General features: G+C 67.3%; 18 protein-coding genes, 1 tRNA gene and 1 pseudogene. 14 read left to right on the top strand and 6 right to left on the bottom strand.

Annotation, left to right across the window (positions count from 1 at the left end; all coding sequences use genetic code 11):
* Positions 1–22 precede the first annotated feature (22 nt).
* The 4 genes from modB to moaA form a co-directional block, all read right to left on the bottom strand.
* Positions 23–853, bottom strand: coding sequence for a molybdate ABC transporter permease subunit (modB, locus tag ACFFJD_RS09355; protein WP_382363415.1), 831 nt, complete (start codon positions 851–853; stop codon positions 23–25).
* A complete protein-coding gene (modA, locus tag ACFFJD_RS09350) occupies positions 850–1,590 on the bottom strand; it encodes a molybdate ABC transporter substrate-binding protein (RefSeq protein ID WP_382363414.1) in 741 nt (246 codons plus the stop codon). Before modA ends, modB begins: the two co-directional genes overlap by 4 nt.
* Positions 1,591–1,654: 64 nt before the next feature.
* Positions 1,655–1,903, bottom strand: a complete 249-nt coding sequence (locus ACFFJD_RS09345) for a MoaD/ThiS family protein (protein ID WP_382363412.1) — start codon at positions 1,901–1,903, stop codon at positions 1,655–1,657.
* Positions 1,896–2,906, bottom strand: a complete 1,011-nt coding sequence (gene moaA / locus ACFFJD_RS09340) for a GTP 3',8-cyclase MoaA (RefSeq protein ID WP_382363410.1) — start codon at positions 2,904–2,906, stop codon at positions 1,896–1,898. Before moaA ends, ACFFJD_RS09345 begins: the two co-directional genes overlap by 8 nt.
* Before the next feature lie 147 nt (positions 2,907–3,053).
* Here moaA and ACFFJD_RS09335 point away from each other — a divergent pair, with 147 nt between their 5' ends.
* The 3 genes from ACFFJD_RS09335 to ACFFJD_RS09325 are packed head-to-tail and all read left to right on the top strand — an operon-like array spanning position 3,054 to position 5,678.
* Entirely contained in the window at positions 3,054–4,229 is a 1,176-nt protein-coding gene (locus tag ACFFJD_RS09335) for a molybdopterin molybdotransferase MoeA (protein WP_382363408.1), read from the top strand.
* Positions 4,214–5,260 (top strand): bifunctional molybdenum cofactor biosynthesis protein MoaC/MoaB, encoded by a 1,047-nt coding sequence (moaCB, locus tag ACFFJD_RS09330; RefSeq protein WP_382363406.1) that lies wholly within the window; start codon positions 4,214–4,216, stop codon positions 5,258–5,260. The genes ACFFJD_RS09335 and moaCB overlap by 16 nt, the downstream gene beginning before the upstream one ends.
* Positions 5,250–5,678, top strand: coding sequence for a molybdenum cofactor biosynthesis protein MoaE (locus tag ACFFJD_RS09325; protein ID WP_382363404.1), 429 nt, complete (start codon positions 5,250–5,252; stop codon positions 5,676–5,678). The genes moaCB and ACFFJD_RS09325 overlap by 11 nt, the downstream gene beginning before the upstream one ends.
* A gap of 19 nt (positions 5,679–5,697) precedes the next feature.
* Here ACFFJD_RS09325 and ACFFJD_RS09320 read toward each other — a convergent pair whose 3' ends face one another.
* The gene (locus ACFFJD_RS09320; protein WP_382363402.1) at positions 5,698–6,615 is read right to left on the bottom strand and encodes an SMP-30/gluconolactonase/LRE family protein; all 918 of its coding nucleotides are present in this window, start codon (positions 6,613–6,615) and stop codon (positions 5,698–5,700) included.
* A 161-nt stretch (positions 6,616–6,776) separates the two neighbouring features.
* Between ACFFJD_RS09320 and ACFFJD_RS09315 the strand changes: the two genes are divergently transcribed.
* From ACFFJD_RS09315 to ACFFJD_RS09285, 7 genes are all read left to right on the top strand, one after another.
* Positions 6,777–7,328, top strand: coding sequence for a PadR family transcriptional regulator (locus ACFFJD_RS09315; RefSeq protein ID WP_382363400.1), 552 nt, complete (start codon positions 6,777–6,779; stop codon positions 7,326–7,328).
* A 73-nt stretch (positions 7,329–7,401) separates the two neighbouring features.
* Complete coding sequence (locus ACFFJD_RS09310) at positions 7,402–9,465, top strand: FAD-dependent oxidoreductase (protein WP_382363398.1); 2,064 nt, start codon at positions 7,402–7,404, stop codon at positions 9,463–9,465.
* Between the two features lie 104 nt (positions 9,466–9,569).
* Complete coding sequence (locus ACFFJD_RS09305) at positions 9,570–10,235, top strand: maleylpyruvate isomerase family mycothiol-dependent enzyme (RefSeq protein ID WP_382363396.1); 666 nt, start codon at positions 9,570–9,572, stop codon at positions 10,233–10,235.
* A 140-nt stretch (positions 10,236–10,375) separates the two neighbouring features.
* On the top strand, positions 10,376–10,837 hold the full coding sequence (locus ACFFJD_RS09300; protein WP_382363394.1) for a hypothetical protein: 462 nt from the start codon (positions 10,376–10,378) through the stop codon (positions 10,835–10,837).
* A 91-nt stretch (positions 10,838–10,928) separates the two neighbouring features.
* A complete protein-coding gene (gene cmrA, locus ACFFJD_RS09295) occupies positions 10,929–11,738 on the top strand; it encodes a mycolate reductase (RefSeq protein WP_382363392.1) in 810 nt (269 codons plus the stop codon).
* Between the two features lie 36 nt (positions 11,739–11,774).
* The gene (gene orn, locus ACFFJD_RS09290; RefSeq protein ID WP_382363390.1) at positions 11,775–12,371 is read left to right on the top strand and encodes an oligoribonuclease; all 597 of its coding nucleotides are present in this window, start codon (positions 11,775–11,777) and stop codon (positions 12,369–12,371) included.
* Positions 12,372–12,471: 100 nt separating this feature from the next.
* A tRNA-His gene (locus ACFFJD_RS09285) sits at positions 12,472–12,544 on the top strand.
* 123 nt (positions 12,545–12,667) lie between these two features.
* Here the strand turns inward: ACFFJD_RS09285 and ACFFJD_RS09280 are convergent.
* A pseudogene (locus ACFFJD_RS09280) lies at positions 12,668–13,328 on the bottom strand (transposase family protein); the annotation flags it as partial.
* A gap of 135 nt (positions 13,329–13,463) precedes the next feature.
* Between ACFFJD_RS09280 and ACFFJD_RS09275 the strand changes: the two are divergent.
* From ACFFJD_RS09275 to ACFFJD_RS09260, 4 genes are all read left to right on the top strand, one after another.
* Positions 13,464–13,637 carry a hypothetical protein gene (locus ACFFJD_RS09275; RefSeq protein WP_382363388.1) on the top strand — a complete coding sequence of 58 codons (174 nt, stop codon included), beginning with the start codon at positions 13,464–13,466 and terminating at the stop codon, positions 13,635–13,637.
* A gap of 161 nt (positions 13,638–13,798) precedes the next feature.
* On the top strand, positions 13,799–14,881 hold the full coding sequence (locus ACFFJD_RS09270; protein ID WP_382363386.1) for a DUF262 domain-containing protein: 1,083 nt from the start codon (positions 13,799–13,801) through the stop codon (positions 14,879–14,881).
* Positions 14,868–15,623 carry an MAE_28990/MAE_18760 family HEPN-like nuclease gene (locus ACFFJD_RS09265; protein ID WP_382363384.1) on the top strand — a complete coding sequence of 252 codons (756 nt, stop codon included), beginning with the start codon at positions 14,868–14,870 and terminating at the stop codon, positions 15,621–15,623. Before ACFFJD_RS09270 ends, ACFFJD_RS09265 begins: the two co-directional genes overlap by 14 nt.
* Positions 15,620–16,696 (top strand): DNA cytosine methyltransferase, encoded by a 1,077-nt coding sequence (locus ACFFJD_RS09260; RefSeq protein WP_382363382.1) that lies wholly within the window; start codon positions 15,620–15,622, stop codon positions 16,694–16,696. Before ACFFJD_RS09265 ends, ACFFJD_RS09260 begins: the two co-directional genes overlap by 4 nt.
* Positions 16,697–17,051: the final 355 nt, after the last annotated feature.

Raw genomic sequence — 17,051 nt, 5'->3', positions numbered from 1 at the left:
CCCCGCCGTCGGGCCTGTGAGGTCAGGTCAGGGCGGGCAGCCAGCGTCCGCGCATGGCGACCAGCACCAGGACGCTGAGCGCCACCAGACCCACCGCCATGGCGATGGCCGACTCATCGTCGCGCTGCAGAGACAGGTAGATGGCCAGCGGCATCGTCTGCGTGACGCCCTCCACGTTCCCGGCGAAGGTGACCGTGGCACCGAACTCCCCCAGCGCCCGGGCGAAACACATGACCGCACCGGCGCCGATGCCCGCGCGGATCTGCGGCACGGTGATCCGCCAGAAGGTGGTCATCCGACTCGCGCCCAGCGTGTAGGCGGCCTCCTCGGCGTCGAGGTTGCGACTGCGCAGCGCCGCTTCGACGCTGACCACCAGGAACGGCATGGCGACGACGAGCTGCGCGATGGCCACCGCGGCGAAGGTGTAGGTGGGCGTCCAGTCGAACCAGTCGTCCAGGTAGCCGCCCACCAGGCCGCGTCGCCCCAGCAGCGTGAGCAGGGCGACGCCGATGACCACCGGCGGCATCACCATCGGCACCACCACCAGCAGTCGGACCAGCCGAACCGGCCGGATCGCCCCGGAGGCCAGGATCGCCGCCAACGGCACCCCCAGCACCAAGGCCGCCAGGGTCGCCAGCGATGCACCGGCCAGCGACAGGCCCAGCGCCGACAGCGCAGCGGGTGCCGTCAGCAGGCTCCACATCCGACTCCACGGCGCCGCCCAGGCCAGCGCGATCAGCGGTGCCACCAGCACCACCAGTCCGAGGACGCCGACACCGGAGATCGCCGCGGGCAGTCGGCCGCCGGGCGCCTGGATGTCCGCCCGGTGCGGCTCGGAGCGTGGTCGGCTCACGGGAGCCCGAAGCCCGCATCCGCCAGGATCTCCCGACCGCGGGCCGAGGTCAGCAATTCGACGAAGGCCTGGCCGTCGGCGGTCACCGCCGCCGCCGGATACTCGTTCACCGGCGCATTCGGGATCTCGAGCACCTCCACCTCGGCGCCCGCCGACCGCGCATCGGTCTGGTAGACCAGCGCGGCATCGGCTTCCCCGCTGGTCACCGCGCCCAGCGCGGCGCGCACGTCCACGGCCCGGGTCATCGGCTGCGCGGTGCCGCCGATCGCCCCGATCGCATTGTCGGCGGCCCGGCCGCACGGCACCTCGGCGGCGCAGATCACCGTGCGGCGACCCTTCTCGGTGAAGTAGTCCAGGCCCTCGACACCGCCGGGATTGCCGGCGGGCACCACGATGACCAGAGCGTTGGTGGCCACCACCACCGGATCGGCCGCCAGTCCGTCGGCCACCGCGCGATCCATCGTGACGGTGTCGGCGGTGATGAGCACGTCCGCATCGGCGCCCGAGCGCAGCCGTTGCACGAGTGCCGAGGAGGCCGCGGCGTCCACCTGCACCCGCGCCCCGTCGTGCTCGGCGCCGTAGGCCGTGGCCAGCGGCTCCATCACATCCACCAGGGAGGCCGCGGCCATCACCCGGATCTGCCCGTCGTCGTCGCCGGAGCAGCCGGTCAGCACGGTCAACCCGAGGACCACCGCCACCACCGCCGCGGCGCGCCGCACACCACCGAGTCGTCTCACCCTCACCCCTCGTTCCGTCGGTCTGCGGCCGCGTCCGTTACTCGGCCGACCACCCGGCCGAGCCTCAGCCACCGGCGAACGGCGGCAGCAGGTCCACCTCGGCGCCGATCGGTGCGGCGCCGTCGCGCAGCAGTGCGTCGCCGTCGAGCACCGAGCAGTGCTCGACCAGTTCGCCGGTCTCCTCACCGTGCCGGGCGCGGACCGCCGCGCGCAGGTCGGCCACGGTCAGCGCCGCCAGTTCCAGCTGCTCGCGGGCGCAGCCAGTGCGATCGACCAGACCGGCGAAATAGTTGACGGTGATGGTTTCAGCCACCGATTGCTCCCATCGGACGAGTCGGGTGGGTCAGGACGTCGACGGGTAGGTGCCCGGGCGACTTGCGCCAGGTGACCTCCCGCCAGGCGGCGGCCAGCTCGGCGTCGTCGCCGCCCCCGCGCAGGACGGCGCGCAGGTCGATCTCATCGTCGGAGAACAGGCAGGGGCGTACGCGGCCCTCCGCGGTGATCCGGGTGCGGTCACACGCACCGCAGAACGAGCGCGTCATCGAGGCGATCACGCCGACGGTTCCCGGGCCCTCGCCCACCCGCCACCGTTCGGCGGGCGCACCGAGGTCCTCCCGTTCGATGGCGGTCAGCTCGAAGCGTTCGCCGAGGGCGGTCAGCACCTGGGCGGCGGTGACGAACTCGTCGCGCCGCCAGGTGCCGTCGGCGTCCAGCGGCATAGATTCGATGAACCGCAGCGACAGCCCGCGGTCGAGGCACCACTGCAGCAGGTCGGCCGCATGCCCGAGATTCCCTTCGAGCGCGACCGCGTTGATCTTGACCGGCGCGAGTCCGGCGGCGACCGCCGCGTCGATGCCCTCGATCACGTCGGGCAGTCGGTCGCGGCGGGTGATGGTGGCGAACAGCTCCCGGTCGACGGTGTCCAGGGAGACGTTGATTCGCGAAAGCCCTGCCGCGGCAAGACCTTCCGCGCGACGCGCCAGTCCCACACCGTTCGTGGTCAACGCGACGGGCAGGTTCTGGTGGCGGGTCCGGATGCCGGCGATGATGTGCTCGAGGTCGCGACGGATCAGCGGCTCGCCACCGGTCAGCCGAACCTCGCCGATCCCGAGGTCGTCGACCGCCACATCCACCAGGCGCACCACCTCGTCGGCGGACAGCAGTTCTTCTCGCGGCATGATCGGCAGACCCTGCTCGGGCATGCAGTAGTGGCAGCGCAGATTGCACGCCTGAGTCAAGGAGATCCGCAGATCGCGGGCGCGCCGACCGAGGCCGTCCACCAAGACGGCTGCGGTCTTCGGCTGCACCCCCGTCATAGTTGCGAGGCTAGCAGCATCCCGGCGGCCTCAGGCGGCAGTCCGACCCCGCCCCGACCCCCGTGAACGGCCCGCCTTCGAACACCCGATCACACCGATGGCGTTCTCCGCACTCGCCGTCGGGGGGTTGACACTAGGGTAGGACCTGTGAAACGCAGACCCATCGGAGACCACCGCGCCGAAGTGGCGGCCCACGTGGCCGGATTGGCCCGCACCGAAACCATCCCCGTGACCGCGGGACTCGACCGCGTGACCAGTCGAGCCGTGCACGCACCCCATACGCTGCCGCTTTTCGACAATTCCGCCATGGACGGGTTCGCCGTCCGCGCCGCCGACGTGCGCGTCGGCACGCCGCTGCCGGTCCGCGGCCGGATCTACGCCGGCGACGCCAAACGCCACCGGTTGCCGGGTGGCGCCGCGATGGCCATCATGACCGGCGCGCCGCTGCCACGCGGAGCCGATGCGGTGATCCCCGTGGAGCAGGCCGACGAGGCCGACGGCGCGGTGTGCTTCCGGCACGTCCCCGAGCCGGGCGCCTTCGTCCGGACCGCGGGCGAGGACGTCGCGGTGGGCGACCTGGTGGTGGCGGCCGGCACCCGGCTGGCTCCCCGGCATCTGGGGGCACTGGCGGCCAGCGGGGTACCCACGCTCGACGTGCATCGTCGCCCCACCGTGGCGATCGTCTCCACCGGCAGCGAACTGATCCGCCCCGGCCAGAAGCCGGCGCCTGGTCAGGTCTTCGAGTCCAATTCCCTTGTGCTGCAGTCCCTCTCGGTCAAGCACGGCGCCCAGGTCACGTTCGTCGCGTCGGCGCGCGACGACGGTGACTTCGACACCATCTTGACCGCGGCCTGCCTGGACGCCGACCTGGTGCTGACCTCCGGCGGCATCTCCATGGGCGAACGGGAGCCGGTCCGCCAGACCCTCGGCGAGCACGGCTGGTTCGGCCCGATCGCGATGCAGCCCGGCGGCCCCCAGGGCCTGGCCACCTGGAACGACACCCCGGTGTGCTGCTTCCCGGGCAATCCGGTCAGCATCCTGGTCTCGTTCGAGGTGCTGCTGCGCGATGCGCTGCGCGCCGTCGCCGGGCTCCCGCCGGTGGCGCCCGCCACGGCGCCGCTGGCCCATGCGGTGACGTCGGTGGCCGGCAAGACGCAGTTCCTGCGCGGCGTCGGCAATCCCGACGGCACCGTCTCCCCGCTCGGCGGCCCCGGCAGTCACCTCGCCGTGACCGCGGCCGCCGCCGACCTGCTCATCGAGATCGACGCCGACGCGACCGAGCTGGCCGCCGGCACGGAGGTGACCACATGGCCGCTGACCTGACCTCCCCGGGGTCCGCACCCGAACCGGCCCACCCCGGCGGCCTGACGCACCTGCGCGCCGACGGCACCGCGGCGATGGTCGACGTCTCGGACAAGGACGTCACCCGGCGCACCGCGCTGGCCCGCGGCGTCTTCGTCACGACGGCACTGGTGATCGACGCGATCCGCGGCGGCGGCGTGGCCAAGGGCGACGTTCTGGCCACCGCGCGCATCGCCGGTATCCAGGGCGCCAAACGCACCTCGGAACTGATTCCGCTGTGTCACCCGCTGCCGCTGTCCAAGGTGGCCGTGGACTTCGCGCTGGAGGCCGACCGGATCGTCATCAGCGCCACCGCCACCACCACCGGCAAGACCGGGGTGGAGATGGAAGCGCTGACCGCGGTCACCGTCGCCGGTCTCACGCTGCACGACATGGTCAAGGCCCTCGACCCGGCGGCGGTGCTCACCGACATCGTGCTGCAGGAGAAGAGCGGCGGACGCCGCGGGCACTGGACGCGCGCGGAGCACGCCGCGCAGGCCGCACCCGTGCCGCCGCCCGGTCGCGTCGCGATGCATCCCACCGACCGCGCCGTGGTGATCGTGGCGTCCACGCGGATCGCGGCCGGGGAAGCCGACGACCGGACCGGCGGTGAGATCCGGCGCTGGCTCACCGAGCAGGGGTTCGCACCCGACCCCGTGCTGGTGGTCGCCGACGTCGACTTCGCGGCGGTGCTGCCGAGCGTGCTCACCACCGCGCCCGCCGTCGTGGTGACCACGGGCGGCACCGGCCCCACCGCCGACGATCTGGTCCCCGAGGGCACCGCCGCGGTGCTGACCACCGAACTGCCCGGGATCGCCGAGGCCATTCGCGACAAGGGCCGCGCGGCGACGCCGTTGGCCGCGCTCAGTCGCGGCACGGCGGGCCTGGCCGGCGGCACCTTCGTGGTGAATCTGCCCGGCTCGCCCGGCGGCGTCGCCGACGGCCTGCACGTGCTGACCCCGCTGCTCGACCATCTGGTGGCGCTGGCGAAGGGAGACGGCCATGCCGAGTGAACCGGGCTGCGGCGGCGACATCGTCGATCATGCGCTCGACCCGCGGGTCTGCGAGGACCGCGTGCGCACCGACGCCGACGGCGCGGTGGTGACCTTCACCGGAGTGGTGCGCAATCACCACGGTGGCCGCGCCGTGGCCGACCTCCGCTACGAGGCGCATCCGAAGGCCGATCGATTCCTGCAGCAGCTCCTGGACCGGCACCGCGGGGACGACGTCCGCGTCGCCGCCCAGCACCGGGTCGGCGATCTGGCGATCGGCGACCTCGCGGTGGTGGTGTCCGTGGCCGCGCCGCATCGCGGTGAGGCGTTCGCGGTGTGCGAGCGCGTGATCGACGAGATCAAGAACCAGGTCCCGATCTGGAAGTTCGAGACCTACGTCGACGGCGACACCGCCTGGGTGGACGCGTGTCGCCGCTGACCGGGCGGCGGGAACGGCCTCAGTTCAACGAGTAGACGCCGAGGGCGTTGTCGACGATGGTGCCGAAGTACAGCACCCCGTCGCGCTCGGCGACGCTGGTGACGAACGTGTAGTCGACATCGGCGGGCTTGACGTCGTGCACCAGATTGCCGTCGAAGTCGAAGGCGATCACCCACACCACGTCCTCCGGCGACGGCCCGAGGCCTTCGGGCACGCGCGCCAGGATGCGGCGCGCCCGCGGCGGCAGGCGGAAGATCTTCTCCAGCAACGGGTTCCGCGGGGACGCCAAGGCGCACCACACCAGGCCGTCGGAGCCGATCGACATGTTGTCCGGGTAGCCGGGCAGGCCGTCGATCAGCACCTCCGTCTCCCCCGCCTGCGCGCCGGTCAGGTGGTAGCGGGTGATGCGGGATGCGCCGGTCTCGGCGACCAGCAGGAACGACTCGTCCGGCGCCAGCACCACGCCGTTGGCGAACTGGAGGTCGTCGAGCAGCACCGTCACCTCGCCGTCGGGGGTGCGCCGGATCAGCCGGCCGCTGCCGGAATGCTCGATGATGTCGCTGCGCCACTGATCGATGCGGTAGCGCTGGGACGAGGCGGTGAAGTAGGCCGTGCCGTCGGCGGCGGAGACCACGTTGCTGGCGAAGTGCAGCGGACGGTCGTCGACGGTGTCCACCAGGACGCTGGGCCGACCGCGGCCGCCGTCCAGGTGCAGCAGCCCGAAATCGTGGTCGCAGAGCAGCAGCGAACCGTCCGGCAGCGCTTCGATCCCCAGCAGGTGCCCGGCGGTGTCGGCCAGCACCTCGATCTCGCCGGTCTCCGGGGTCACGGCCACCAGTCGCCCGTCGTCCAAGCCGGTCACGACGCGCCCGTCGGGCAGGCACACCACGTCCTCGGGGCCGTTTCCTGGGAGGGCGATGCGTCGAAAATTACTCACTCTGTCAGTCATATCAGCATCGGACCGGTCGCGCTGCGGTCGTTGGTCCCGGTTCCCTGGTTCATCTCCTCATCGCTGGACCGACGACGACGCCCAGTACGCACTTCGTTTGATAGTCACCTTGTTGCATAGTGCGGTGATGCAGGAGTAGCGTCGGTCGCATGGCACTTGAGCACGCCATCCTGGTGTCGTTGGCCGAGCGTCCCGGGACGGGATACGAGATCGGTCAGCAATTTCAGCGATCGATCGGCTACTTCTGGTCGGCCACGCACCAGCAGATCTATCGGACCCTCAAGAAGCTCGACGCCGACGGCCTGGTGACCTTCGAATCGGTCAGCCAAGAAGGGCGGCCGGACAAAAAGGTCTACACGCTCTCCGACGACGGCCGGACCCTGCTGCGCACGTGGGTCGAGAGCCCGACGCCGGTGGTTCCGCTGCGCAGCGATCTCGGTGTCAAGCTCCGCGCCGCCGAATTCGGCGACCTGGCCCGCATCCTGGGCGAGCTCAAGGCGCACCGCGACGAGGCCGACGCCCAACTGCAGCTGTACCGCGGCTTCGAACGGGACTACTACCCCGAACCCGACGCCCTCACCGGCCGCAAGCTGCACCAGTACCTGGTGCTCCGCGGCGGCGTCCGCGCCTCGCAGGCGACCGTCGACTGGTGCGACGAGACCATCGCCGGCCTGCAGCGCGAACTCGACAACGAGACCTGACCGGTCCCGCGCCACCACAGCCCACCGGACCCCTCACCCGAGGCGGTTCGACCAACGATCCAGAAAGGTCGCCATGTCAGCCCCGACCAGCGCCCCGAACGCCCACTACCCCAAGCTCTTCGAGCCGCTGCGCATCGGCGGCATGACCCTGCCGAACCGCGTCGTGATGGGTTCGATGCACACCGGCCTGGAGGATCGGGTCTGGGACACCCCCAAGCTCGCCGCCTACTACGCCGAACGCGCCCGCGGCGGGGTCGGCCTGATCATCACCGGCGGCTTCTCCCCCACCCGGACCGGTCTGCTGCTGCCCTTCGCCGGCAAGATGACCAACCACGCCGACGTGCTCCGCCACCGCGAATTCACCAAGGCCGTGCACGCCGAGGGCGGCAAGATCGCGCTGCAGCTGATCCATGCGGGCCGCTACGGCTACACCCCGATCAAGGTGGCCGCCGGCAGCGAGCCGTCGCCGATCCACCCGTTCAAGCACATGAAGATGACCGATCAGATGATCCGGCACGTCATCCGCACCTTCGGCGAGGCGGCCAAGCTGGCCCGTCGCGCCGGCTACGACGCGATCGAGCTGATGGGCGGCGAGGGCTACCTCATCAACCAGTTCCTGTGCCCGCGGACCAACGACCGCACCGACCGCTGGGGCGGATCCACCGAGAACCGTCAGCGGTTCCTGATCGAGATCGTCAAGGAGGTGCGCAAGCAGGTCCCGCGCGACTTCCCGGTGATCCTGCGCCAGTCGGTGGCCGACTTCGTCAAGGGCGGCCAGACCTTCGACGAGATCGCGCTGCTGGCCAAGCGCGTCGAGGAACTCGGTGTGGACGCCATCAACACCGACATCGGCTGGCACGAGGCCCAGGTGCCGACCATCGCCACCTCGGTGCCGCGCGGTGCCTTCGTGAAGTTCACCGAACGCCTGCGCGACGTCGTCGACATCCCGCTGATCGCGTCGAACCGCATCAACACGCCCGAACTCGCCGAGGAGATCCTCGAAGGCGGCAAGATCGACGCCGTGTCGATGGCGCGTCCGCTGCTGGCCGACCCCGATTTCGTGAACAAGGCCGAGCAGGGCCGCGCCGACGAGATCAACACCTGTATCGGGTGCAACCAGGCCTGCCTCGACCACGCCTTCGTCGGCAAGAAGGTCTCCTGCCTGCTGAACCCGCGTGCCGGCCGCGAGACCGTGCTGACGCTGGGGCAGACCCGGCGCGCCACGCGCGTCGCCGTGATCGGCGCGGGCCCGGCCGGACTGTCCGCCGCCGTCTCGGCCGCCCAGCGCGGCCACCGGGTGGACCTGTACGAGGCCGGCGACTCCATCGGCGGCCAGTTCTCCATCGCCGCCCGCATTCCGGGCAAGGAGGAGTTCAACGAGACCATCCGGTACTACCACCGGCAGCTCGAGATCAACCAGGTGAACGTGCACCTGGACACCCGCGTCAGCGCCGACGAGATCATCGCCGAGGGCTTCGACCAGGTGATCGTGGCGACCGGCGTGACCCCGCGCGTGCCGCAGATCGAGGGCATCGACCACCCGATGGTGATGTCCTACGCCGACGCCGTCCTCGGCCGCCGCGAGGTGGGCAAGCGCGTGGCCGTGATGGGCGCCGGCGGCATCGGTTTCGACGTCACCGAATTCCTCACCGTCGACGATTCGCCCACCCTGAACCTGAAGGAGTGGGAGCAGGAGTGGGGCGTCACCGACGACCTCGACACCCCCGGCTTCGTCACCAAACCGCGTCCCCTGCCCGCCGTGCGCCAGGTGTACATGGTCCAGCGCAAGCCCGGCAGCCAGGGCAAGACCCTGGGCAAGACCACCGGGTGGGTGCACCGCGCCACGGTCAAGATGAAGGGCGTCGAGCAGATCTCCGGCGCCGTCTACGACAAGATCGACGACGCCGGCCTGCACCTGACGCTGCACGACAGGGAAGGCAACGAGACCGGCAAGCGGGTCCTGGAAGTGGACAACGTGGTGGTGTGCGCCGGGCAGGAATCGGTGCGCGACCTCGTCGATCCGCTGACCCTGGCAGGGATCACCACCCATGTGATCGGCGGCGCCGATCTGGCCTCCGAGCTCGACGCCAAGCGCGCCATCCGCCAGGGCACCGAAGTGGCCGCCGGCCTGCCCTGACCCACCCGCTGCGCCGCTGCCGATCCGGACCGATCGGCAGCGGCGCACGCACCGGTTCGGCGGTATATTCGGCAGAGAGGCACCCAACCGATTCCGAGGTCGTCATGAGCCCCGAGACCGACTTCACCGCCGACCAGATTTGGTGGCACATCGACGCCGAGCGCGCCGCTCTGGCCGATGTCCTCGAGGGACTCGACGACGACGCCTGGTCCACCGATTCTCTGTGCGCCGGATGGCGGGTGCGCGATGTGGCCGCTCACCTGACGATGGCGACCGCCGGGACGGCCGACATGCTGCCCTGGCTGCTGCGCACCGGTTTCTCCTTCGACAAGGCCATCCGCGAGTCGGCGATCGCGCTGCCCGCCGACCGCGCCGAGATCGTCGACCGGCTCCGCGCCCTCGTCGGCTGTCGCCGCACCGCCCCCTTCGTCTCGATCCGGGAACCGCTGATCGACATCCTCGTGCACACCCAGGACATCTGCGTACCCCTGGGCCGCGAAGTCCCCGAGCCTGCCCCCACGCCGACTTCCGGGTCCCGCGCCGACGCGGCCGCGGCGGCCGCCGACCGGGTCCTCGCCCTCAACCGGCGCCCGGTCGTCAGTCTGCGCAGACTTCCGCGCGGGGTGCAGCTGGTGGCCGTCGACGCCGACTGGTCGTGGGGCCGCGGCGAACTCATCACCGGCGCCATGACCCACCTGCTGCTGGCACTCGCCGGACGTCGTGCCGCCGCCGCACTGCTCTCCGGACCGGTGCACCTGCTCGATCGCTAGCAACTGCGCACGCGCACCCACAACTGAGTAGCCGAAGCATGAACCTGAGTAGTCGCGGTAGTAGCGGTGACCGCTCTCCCGTTGCCACGCTCTACGTGGGAGACAACAGTGTCCCCGCACGATCCCCAAGGAGAGTTCCCATGCGATTTTTAACGAGAGTCGGCACCGGGTTGACCGCCGCGGCGATGGCCGTCGGACTGCTTTCCGCCGCCGGCGGCGTGGCCTCCGCCGACAAAGAGAAGCCGCCGCACCCCAACGCTCGACTGATCCAGATGCCCGCCAAGGCATTTCCACACATCTATCAGAATGTGTCACCAGAAAAGGACGATGCACCCACCTACTCCGGGGTCATTTTGACTCCCGCGCAGACTCGGGACTTGTACGGATCCGGGGTGCTGCCAATGATCGAACAAGCGGCCCCCTACAACTACAATTTGGCCGCGAAGCTTCTTCGGGATGAGTCCAAGAAAGCCCTCGCACAGAACCCCGACGGCTGCGTCCGCTTCTATTGGAAGCCCCAGGGCAAGGATCCACGGTTTCCCGCCTTCTACGTGGCCGCCATTGCCACCAAGTACTGCTACCCGCCGTACCTGATTCCGTAGCCGCCCGTGTCGAAGACGTCGTGAGTGCTCGCCTCCGCTGCCGGCGCCTCAGGTGTGACCGATGAGGTGACCGGCCAGTACGATCTGGCACATGGCTCTTCCCGCACCGAACTCGTCCGCCCGCGCCGTCGTCACCGGCGCCTCCTCCGGCATCGGCATGGCCCTGGCCTGCGTCCTCGCCGACCGCGGACATTCACTGATCCTCGTCGCCCGCCGCGGTGAGATCCTCACCGAACTGGCCGACGAGCTGCGCCGCCGCTGCGGCGTGGAGGTGGAGGTGCGGGCCACGGACCTGTCCGATGCCGCGGCGACCGCGCGCCTGTGCGAGGAGTTGGCGTCGCGCGAGATCTCGATCCTCTGCAACAACGCTGGGATCGCCACCTTCGGCCCCCTCGCCGAACTGGATCCGGCCTACGAGCAGGCGCAGGTGCTGCTGAACGTGAACGCCGTCCACGACCTCACCCTCGCGGTGCTGCCGCAGATGATCGCGCGCGGTTCCGGCGGGATCCTGATGGTCGGCTCGGCCGCCGGCAACATGCCGATCCCGAACAACGCCACCTACGCCGCCACCAAGGCCTTCGTGAACACCTTGAGCGAATCGCTGCGCGGCGAACTCGCCGGCACCGGCGTCCACGTGACCCTGCTGGCACCGGGCCCCGTGCGCACCCAGACCCCCGCCGAGGACGAGGCCTCGATCGTCGACAAGATGGTCCCCGACTTCCTCTGGCACTCGTCCCAGCGGGTCGCCGAGATGAGCCTGGATGCGCTGGGTCGCAACAAGATGCGGGTGGTGCCCGGCGCACTGTCGAAGGCCATGTCGGTGGCCGGCGGGTACAGCCCCCGAGCGATCGTCGCCCCGATCGTCGGCACCTTCTACGCCAAGCTGGGCGACGCCGAGTAGCCACGCGATCGCACCGCGGGTCTACAGTCGAAGATCGTGGAAGACAAACTGGTCTGGATCGACTGCGAGATGACCGGCCTGGACACCGGTACCGACAAACTCATCGAGATCGCCGCCCTGGTGACCGATAGCGACTTGAACATCCTCGGCGACGGGGTGGACGTGGTGATCCACGCCGGCGACGCCGCCCTGGCGGCCATGCCGCCGGTGGTGGTCAAGATGCACGCCGCCTCGGGTCTGACCGAGGAAGTCCGACGGTCCACCGTCACGGTGGCCGAGGCCGAACAAATGGTGCTGGCCTATCTGCGCGAGCACATCCCCGGCGGCGGAGTGCCGCTGGCCGGGAACTCGATCGCCACCGATCGAGCCTTCCTCGCCCGCGACATGCCCGAGCTGAACAATTTCCTGCACTACCGGATGATCGATGTCAGCTCCATCAAGGAGCTGTGCCGCCGCTGGTTCCCGGCGATCTACTTCGGACAGCCGGAGAAGGGCCTCGCGCACCGCGCCCTCGCCGACATCCGCGAGTCGATCCGCGAGCTCCGCTACTACCGGCAGGTCGCCTTCGTGCCCGCGCCCGGACCGGACGCCGAAGCGCTCACCGCCGTCGTCGAAGCGCTCGGACCTGCGTAAACGACACTCGCGTAACTCGATTGGAGTTCGCCGCCGATAGCGGCTAGAGTATGGGCCTGGATCGGAAGTTACCCGCAAGGGAAACCGAAGATTCGAAATGGTGACCGTAGTTCAGTTGGTAGAGCACCAGGTTGTGATCCTGGCTGTCGCGGGTTCGAGTCCCGTCGGTCACCCCGAGAAAGAGTCGGCCCGGACCCGCGGAAACGCGAGTCCGGGCCGATTCGCATCCGCCGAGCCCACTCTTTCGGGTTAAAGGCCAAAATGTGTGTATGGCCCGGGCGTGGCGTGGGGGTGTTCTATCGGCTTCGGCCTCCCCATCCGTGTTGGATGCCGTTGCCGTCTTCCCAGTTGAAGCCGGTGTCGTAGGCGGGCGGTCCGATCTGCTCATCCTTGAGCGGTGTTGTCTTCGGTCGCTGAGGCGGCGGGTTGTAGTGCTCTTCGCGGACCAGGTTCCACGGATCGCGAGGGCGGGCGGTTGAGGCTGTTCAGCTTCCACTCGGCGGCTCGTCTGGCGTGTTCGGTGAGGAACCCTCAATGGGCGCGGAACAGGCCTTTGCGGGCCTTGTTGGGGCCGCCTTCGAGTGGTGAGGTGGTCCGCGGCAGCGGATGTTGTTCGTCGGTCAGGCGGGGGTCGATCCAGGTGAATAGGTGTTCGTTTTTGATCAACCGTCGCAGCAGGCCCCGGGTTTTGCGGAGGTCGCGGTGCGTGTACCACCAGGTGGCGTTGTCGGAGTCTCCGGTGGGGCGGCTGGTGTGGCGGTTGGGGTAGGTGCGGTGGCGCAGGAACTGGTCCCATTTCTGTTCCCCGTCGTTGTAGGCCTGGAGCCAGAGGACGGTTTGGTCGGTGTTGCGGACGTGCATCAATGCCCTGGCGAGGGTGAGGATTTCGCGTCCGGCGTCGAGTCGGGGTTTGAAGGTGTGGTGTCGGCGGACGGTGTGGAAAATGTGGAAGCAGCAGCAAGGCCAACACAGAGGAAGCACGGGATCAGTACAAGGTCGAGACAATGGGAGCGACCCGATGAGTACCCCGAAGTCGACCGCTCAGACGACTCGGCAGCGACGGACACCCCACGCAAGGCCGCGCCTGCCCGGATGCGCAACTACCGCATCGTGGCCGAACCGCGCACCGTGCCGGACCTGCACAAGCTCGCCCAGCTCTTCATCGGCATGGCGATTGCTCGCGGCGACGCCGAACAGAAAGCGCGACATGACCTGGGATCGCTGAAGAGCGACCCGTCGCGCCTGGACGGTCCTGACAAGAGCTGACTGTCACAACAGGGGGAACAGGATGTCGAATGCCCTTGGCACACTGAGCACTGGGCTTCGGTGCCGTCAGCCTGTCGTCTGGGTGACAACGCCCTGTCCCGGTACCCTAGAGGCAGGCCTACCTGTCCGGAGGCGACATACGCAAGAGGAGGAGGTACGCTGTGGCACGTCCGAGTGAGCGACCGACTGCTGAGCAGATCGAGCTCGCCGAAGCACAGATCTTGGAGCAATCCAAGCGAATCGACTTCTTCCTCACGGAGTACTCCGTAGAGATTCTGGCCCAAAAGGTCCGCGACGATGAATACGTCGTCCCCGCATACCAGCGTGAGTTCACCTGGGAGGATCGACGCAAGTCCCGCTTCATCGAGTCCCTGATCATGGGCTTGCCAATCCCTTTCATCTTCTTCTGGGAGATGCCGGACGGCAGACTTGAAATCGTGGACGGGTCCCAGCGTCTACGGACGATCGAAGAGTTCATCTACGGCGGCTTCCAACTTGGAGACCTTGACCCATTGACTCATCTTTCAGGTTTTCGGTTCAATGATCTTCCCGAGTCAAGACAACGCAAGATCAAGAATCGGTCTGTCCGTGGAATCGTCTTGAATGAGCATGCCGATGAGGCAGCCCGACTCGATATGTTCGAGCGCATCAATACTGGCAGCAAGAATGCAAACAATGCGGAGATTCGTCGTGGAGCACTCGCCGGCCCATTCCTTGATGTCGTGATGGAACTTGCCAACCTCCCGATCCTGGGCAGCCTCGCACCCATGCCCGCCAAGGCGAAGAAGGAACGTGGTTATGAGGAACTTGTCACGCGATTCTTCGCTTACAGCGATGGACTGGAAGACTATCGAGACCGCCCTTCTGACTTCCTCTTCGTCTACTCGAAGAAGATGAACGAAGCCTTTGCAGCCGATCCGGCGCTCGCTGACGCATATCGCACACGGCTCAACACGGTTCTAGAGTTTGTCTCTCGGAACTTCCCGATCGGTTTCAGGAAGACTGCAAAGGGCGCAGCCACCCCTCGGGCCAGATTTGAAGCGATTGCGGTGGGCTCCGAGCGAGCCTTGGCCGAGCGCCCTGAACTCAAAGATGCCTCGGCTGAGGACATCGGAGTTTCTTCATGGATCGACGGGGCAGAGTTCCAGAAGGTCACGAGTTCCGATGGAGCGAATGCGATTGCTCGCCTCAATGGGCGGATCGATTTTGTGAAGAACAAGTTGGTGAAGCATGGCGACGATTGAGCTCGTCCCATTCTTTGACGAGAGGTACGCCGAAATTGAGGCCTACCTCTCATTTCTCCAGAATGTAGAAGAGGCCGCGAGACAGGGGACCCCAAGGCTTCGCGCGACAGACGCTCCGATCACAACCGAGCAGAAGAAGATTCTGAACTCAAGTTTCTATCTGCAGCTCTACAACCTGGTCGAAGCCACGGTGCTCCGATGCCTTGAGGCGGTGGTGGCCGCGATCGAAGAGGCCGAACGCCGACCTAACGAACTGAGCATCGGGTTGCGGACTGAATGGGTACGGTCCATAGCGCGAACCCACAGCGATCTCGGACCTGACAAGCGGTTGCTCGCCGCTCTCGACTTATGCGAACAACTCCTGCAGCAGATGCCGATCAAAGATTTCAAGATCGAACCTGGCGGTGGCGGAAACTGGGACGACTCTTCCATTGAAAAGCTCTGCGAGCGCGTCGGATGCGGACTAGCGATTTCTCCCGACGTCGCCCAGGCGGCCAAGCGTCATGTCAGAGATGACCTAGGAGCACTGAAGCTCGTCAAGAACCGTCGCAATAGTCTTGCACATGGCTCATTATCCTTTGTTGATTGCAGTGACGGCGTAACGGTGGCTGAACTAAAGGATCTTTCCGCGGCAGTCGGCGACTATCTAAGAGAAGCTGTCGGCTGCTTTGTCAGTTTCATCAAACTTGAAATTGCAGAGAAGGAAGCCCAATCGGAGAAGGAAGGAGTGATCGCCTCATGAATGGGGACGAGAGCACTCTCACCATCCGCGCTATTGACCTGTTCTGCGGAGTTGGCGGACTCACCCACGGACTCGCCCAGGCCGGCATCGAAGTTGCGGCTGGGATCGATATTGATCCGGCATGCAAGTACCCCTACGAAGCCAATAATAAATCGACGTTCATAGAAGGCGACGTAAGTGCCCTTTCGGCGTCGGAGGTAGCGCAACTGATCGACGGTGCAGATGTCAGCATGATCGCTGGATGCGCGCCGTGTCAGCCGTTCTCCACCTACAGCCGATCAGGCCGAAGCAAGAAGCGCGGCGACGACTGGCAGCTAGTTGAGAAATTCGGCAAGTTGGTCAAAGAGATTCAGCCAGATCTCGTAACGATGGAAAACGTCCCGCAACTACTTGACCATCCGGTCTTTGAGCAGTTCCTAGAGAGTCTAGATGGCTACTCGATCGAGTGGTCTGTCGTTCAGGCAGTTCGTATTGGCATTCCGCAGACAAGGAAGCGCTTGGTCCTGATTGCCTCGAAATTGGGAGCCGATGGCCTCTCGCTCCCACAGAGCGAAGGGAAGGCAAACACGGTTCGCCAGGCTATCGGACGTCTCCGCCCACTCAAGGCCGGGGAGTCCGACCCCAAGGATCGACTACACGTCGCATCCCGGCTGAGCAAGACAAATCTAGAGCGGATACGCCACTCGAAGCAGGGCGGAACGTGGCGCGACTGGCCGGATGGCCTCCAAGCTGCTTGCCACCAGAAGAGCAGTGGCGCGACCTATCCGAGCGTATACGGACGGATGTCCTGGGATGAAGCGAGCCCAACCATCACGACGCAGTGCTTCGGGTACGGAAATGGACGCTTCGGCCACCCGGAACAGGATCGAGCCATCTCCCTTCGCGAGGCGGCAATCTTGCAGACCTTCCCGCCGAAGTACAAGTTCGTGCGCCCCGATGAACCCGTCCGGTTCAGCGTTCTTGGGCGTCTCATCGGCAACGCAGTTCCCGTGCGTCTAGGAGAGGTAGTGGGACAAACCGTGGTTGCACATGCCGCGCAGTTCACCCGTCCTGGCGGCTTTGCGGACGGCTAGCGATCTGCCGCCCTCGGTCAGCTTGCCAGGATGACGCCAGCCTCAACGAGTCGCACGTCGCACCACCTTGCGATCCACGCCCATGCTCTGCGCGATCACCCTCATCGAGACACCGCCGAGGTGGAGACGCACGGCCTCCGCCGCCTCATCGACTCCCAGCTCCGGACGACGACGCCCGACGCGCCGCCGAGTGAGGTGTGCCGACACCGTGGCGCGACGTACACCGTACCTGTCTGCAAGCTCGTTTACCGGCTCTTCGGTTCTGAGAGTGCGTAGGTGAGGTTCGGGACGAGCGCGGGCGACCACAAGATGTAGGCGGGTCCTGGGTGTGATCATGGAAGTTCCTACACACCCT

The organism is Gordonia phosphorivorans, assembly GCF_042432625.1.
GTDB lineage: Bacteria > Actinomycetota > Actinomycetes > Mycobacteriales > Mycobacteriaceae > Gordonia > Gordonia phosphorivorans.
Note: the sequence above shows the minus strand (reverse complement) of the source record. Positions and strands in the feature narration are given on the sequence as shown.

Excerpts from the sequence above, each read along its gene's own strand:
- moaCB (WP_382363406.1), top strand. The coding sequence starts at position 4,214 with ATGGCCGCTGACCTGACCTCCCCGGGGTCCGCACCCGAACCGGCCCAC.
- ACFFJD_RS09325 (WP_382363404.1), top strand. The coding sequence starts at position 5,250 with ATGCCGAGTGAACCGGGCTGCGGCGGCGACATCGTCGATCATGCGCTC.
- ACFFJD_RS09310 (WP_382363398.1), top strand. The coding sequence starts at position 7,402 with ATGTCAGCCCCGACCAGCGCCCCGAACGCCCACTACCCCAAGCTCTTC.
- ACFFJD_RS09275 (WP_382363388.1), top strand. The coding sequence starts at position 13,464 with ATGCGCAACTACCGCATCGTGGCCGAACCGCGCACCGTGCCGGACCTG.
- ACFFJD_RS09300 (WP_382363394.1), top strand. The coding sequence starts at position 10,376 with ATGCGATTTTTAACGAGAGTCGGCACCGGGTTGACCGCCGCGGCGATG.
- moaA (WP_382363410.1), bottom strand. The coding sequence starts at position 2,906 with ATGACGGGGGTGCAGCCGAAGACCGCAGCCGTCTTGGTGGACGGCCTC.
- ACFFJD_RS09305 (WP_382363396.1), top strand. The coding sequence starts at position 9,570 with ATGAGCCCCGAGACCGACTTCACCGCCGACCAGATTTGGTGGCACATC.
- ACFFJD_RS09315 (WP_382363400.1), top strand. The coding sequence starts at position 6,777 with ATGGCACTTGAGCACGCCATCCTGGTGTCGTTGGCCGAGCGTCCCGGG.
- ACFFJD_RS09260 (WP_382363382.1), top strand. The coding sequence starts at position 15,620 with ATGAATGGGGACGAGAGCACTCTCACCATCCGCGCTATTGACCTGTTC.
- ACFFJD_RS09265 (WP_382363384.1), top strand. The coding sequence starts at position 14,868 with ATGGCGACGATTGAGCTCGTCCCATTCTTTGACGAGAGGTACGCCGAA.
- cmrA (WP_382363392.1), top strand. The coding sequence starts at position 10,929 with ATGGCTCTTCCCGCACCGAACTCGTCCGCCCGCGCCGTCGTCACCGGC.